The sequence below is a fragment of the uncultured Fretibacterium sp. genome (assembly GCF_963544685.1).
GTDB lineage: Bacteria > Synergistota > Synergistia > Synergistales > Aminobacteriaceae > CAJPSE01.
Window position 1 is genome coordinate 1 of record NZ_CAUUGJ010000189.1, and the last position, 2784, is coordinate 2784.

The following is a 2784-nucleotide window of genomic DNA, read 5'->3' on the forward strand; positions in this document are numbered from 1 at the left end:
CGGCCCCGCAGTCGGCCTCGTAGCGGCTCCAGCGGTCGTACAGCCCGATGACCTGCCCCACGTCCTCGCGGAACAGGGTGCCGTGGGCGGGGAAGATGTTCTTGATGGGCAGGGAGGCGAGCTTTTTCAGGGCGACCTGGACGACGTTGGAATAGCGTCCGACGATGGTCGCGTAGTAACGCAGCATCTCGCCCTCCCATCGTGTGCGGGTCTTGGAGTCGTCGAAGAGCCCCCCCTCGTGGGCGCCGTAGCCGCCGAAGGAATCGTTGGAGAACAGGACGCCCGTCGTCGTGTCGAAGGTCACCATGCTCTCCGGCCAGTGGACCATCGGGACGGTCGCAAACTGCAGGACGTGTCCTCCAAGGTCGAGGGTGGTCCCGTCCTTCACCAGCACGGTGTCGGTATCGATGCCGTGATATCCCTTGAGAAGGGGCATGGTCTTGGCGTTGCCGACGAACTTCAGGCCGGGGTGACGCGCCCGCAGCTGGGAGATCAGCCCCGCGTGGTCGGGCTCCATGTGGTTGACGACCAGATAATCCAGCGGACGGCCGCCAAGGACCTCCTCCAGTTTATGGAAATACTCATCGAGCCAGGGGCCCTTGACCGTGTCGATGGCGGCGGTCTTCTCGCCCGTCACGACGTAGGCATTGTAGGACACGCCCTGGGGCAGGTCCCAGAGGGATTCAAAGAGGTCGGTTTCGTGGTCGTTGACGCCCACCCACCACGTGTCCTTGTTGACCGGTACGGCTTTGTGCATGTCGGTCTCCTTTCGATCGAAAAAACAACGGAACCGACTCTTGCACGTCCTGCCCGCGCAGGACGATGGGGTCGGTGAAGGATGTTACATCCCAAGCTATTTTACCCCATGTTCGAGCGATAGCCTACAATATGGTTGGGACGGGACGGTAAAATATAGACCGAACCGGATCTCCGTTCTGCAGGAGCACGGCTACGACATTTCCTGTCTCCTGCGACGGGGAGGGGCGGAAAAGAGGTGATTCCCGTGGACCGCGATTTTATCGAGACGACGGCGCGCTTCAAGCGGGAGCTTTACGGAGAGTACGGAGCCTTCTATTATGTGCCCATGGCGGAATCCCGCACCGTGCAGCTCCCCGTCACCGTGGGGTGCAGCTATGGGCGCTGCCTCTTCTGCGATTTGAATCAGGGGATGAGGTACCGGGAGCTTCCCCTGCCGGAGATACTGGACAAGATAGGGAAGCTGCGTTTCATTCACCAGCACGATCGCAGGCCCGTGCGTTGGTGCCTTCTGGCCGGGGGGAATCCCTTCGGCCTGCCGACGGAAAAACTGCTGCGGATCGCCGGGGCGCTTCGCGCGGCCTTCCCGGAGGATGAGTACATCTCCTGTTTCGCCCGGGCGGACGATGTCCTGGAGAAGTCGGAGGCGGAGCTCCGGGTGCTTCGCGAGGCCGGGTACGACCGCCTCTGCCTGGGGATCGAGTCGGGGTCGGATCGGGTGCTTCTCTATCAGGAGAAGGGGGTGGGCCGCGCCGGGAACGCTGCGGCCATGAGAGCCCTGGATGACGCCGGGATCCGTTATTCCGTCTACATCATGCTGGGACTGGGAGGGCGCGCCCTCTCGGAGGAGCATATCGCCGAGACGGCAAGCCTGCTGAACGGGGCGCATCCCTTCGAGCTGACGGTGGTGACTCTGGTGCTGTTCAAGGGGGCCCGGCTGGCGGGCCGGGTCCGGGCCGGGGAGTTCAAGCGCCTTCGTCCTCCGGAGGCTCTGGGCGAGGGCCGGCGTCTCCTGTCCCTGCTGGAGATCGTGACCGTCTACGATGGGACGCACAAGACCAACGCCTTTCCGCTCAAGGGACGCCTGCCGGAGCACAGGGAGCTTCTGCTGCGTCGGATGGATCAGGCCATCGAGAGCCTGAGGCAGGGGGACGAGCAGGGCCATGAGGTTCGGCGATGGCGTAATTGGTTTACGGAGTAGCGGAGCGTCGCCTCGGAGCGCTGCTCTTCCGATGGCGCCGTTCCCAGGATGAGGAGGTGCAGAAAGTGAACGGTTCCCTTTCCTCCATGCCCAACGTCGGACCGGTGCTGGAGGACCTGTTGAAACGCGCGGGGGTGGAGAGTCCCGAGGCTCTGAGGGCGATCGGGAGCCGCGAGGCCTGGCTCAGGATACGCGGCATCGACCCCTCGGCCTGCCTGCACATGCTTCAGGCCCTCGAGGGTGCGGTCCGCGGCATCGGGAAAAAGGACCTGCCCGAATCCGTCAAGGCGGGGCTGCGGGAGTTCTTCGAGGAGCGCCGCAAAGGCGGGGAGGGGTAGCGCTTCGGCGGGGGACGAGGCGACTCGGAGTCGCGGATTACTCTTTTTCCGCGGAGCATCGGGCTATAGCCCTGTGTTATAATGAAAATATCAAAACTGTGGGGGTTTTGAACGGCTTTTGTTTTGGGAACGAGTTTTTTGAGAACGAGGAGGAGTGTCAAATGGCTAAAGCGGTCGTTGACGCCGGCACGTGTGTGGCGTGCGAGGCGTGCGTGGGAACGTGCCCTGTCGAGGCTATCGCGATGACGGACGGCAAGGCGAAGGTCAACCCCGATACCTGCATCGAGTGCGGGAGCTGCGTTTCGGCCTGCCCGGTCAGCGCGATCTCCCAGTGAGTCGCTGAGGAGCGGGTTTCGGAAAGTTGGTTTCTAAAAGAGAGAGGACGCCTGCCGTCCTCCCTCTTCATTTTTGTTCGACTTTCCTCGGACTCCGTTACACTTCTTTCAGCGGCCTCTTGAACAGTCCCAACAGCACGGTGCTGGCGATCGT

General features: G+C 62.6%; 4 protein-coding genes. 3 read left to right on the plus strand and 1 reads right to left on the minus strand.

Annotated elements, in window-relative coordinates:
- Positions 1 to 757 (minus strand): FprA family A-type flavoprotein (locus tag ABLA28_RS11280; protein ID WP_347713746.1); only part of this gene is annotated, 757 nt, incomplete at its 3' end.
- Positions 758 to 1003: 246 nt separating this feature from the next.
- Between ABLA28_RS11280 and ABLA28_RS11285 the strand changes: the two genes are divergently transcribed.
- From ABLA28_RS11285 to ABLA28_RS11295, 3 genes are all read left to right on the plus strand, one after another.
- Positions 1004 to 1957 carry a radical SAM protein gene (locus ABLA28_RS11285; RefSeq protein WP_347713747.1) on the plus strand — a complete coding sequence of 318 codons (954 nt, stop codon included), beginning with the start codon at positions 1004 to 1006 and terminating at the stop codon, positions 1955 to 1957.
- Positions 1958 to 2022: 65 nt separating this feature from the next.
- Positions 2023 to 2295: a TfoX/Sxy family protein gene (locus ABLA28_RS11290; RefSeq protein ID WP_347713748.1), complete on the plus strand. Its 273-nt coding sequence runs from the start codon at positions 2023 to 2025 to the stop codon at positions 2293 to 2295.
- 161 nt (positions 2296 to 2456) lie between these two features.
- Positions 2457 to 2630, plus strand: coding sequence for a 4Fe-4S binding protein (locus ABLA28_RS11295; protein WP_299081276.1), 174 nt, complete (start codon positions 2457 to 2459; stop codon positions 2628 to 2630).
- The last annotated feature ends 154 nt before the right edge of the window (positions 2631 to 2784 follow it).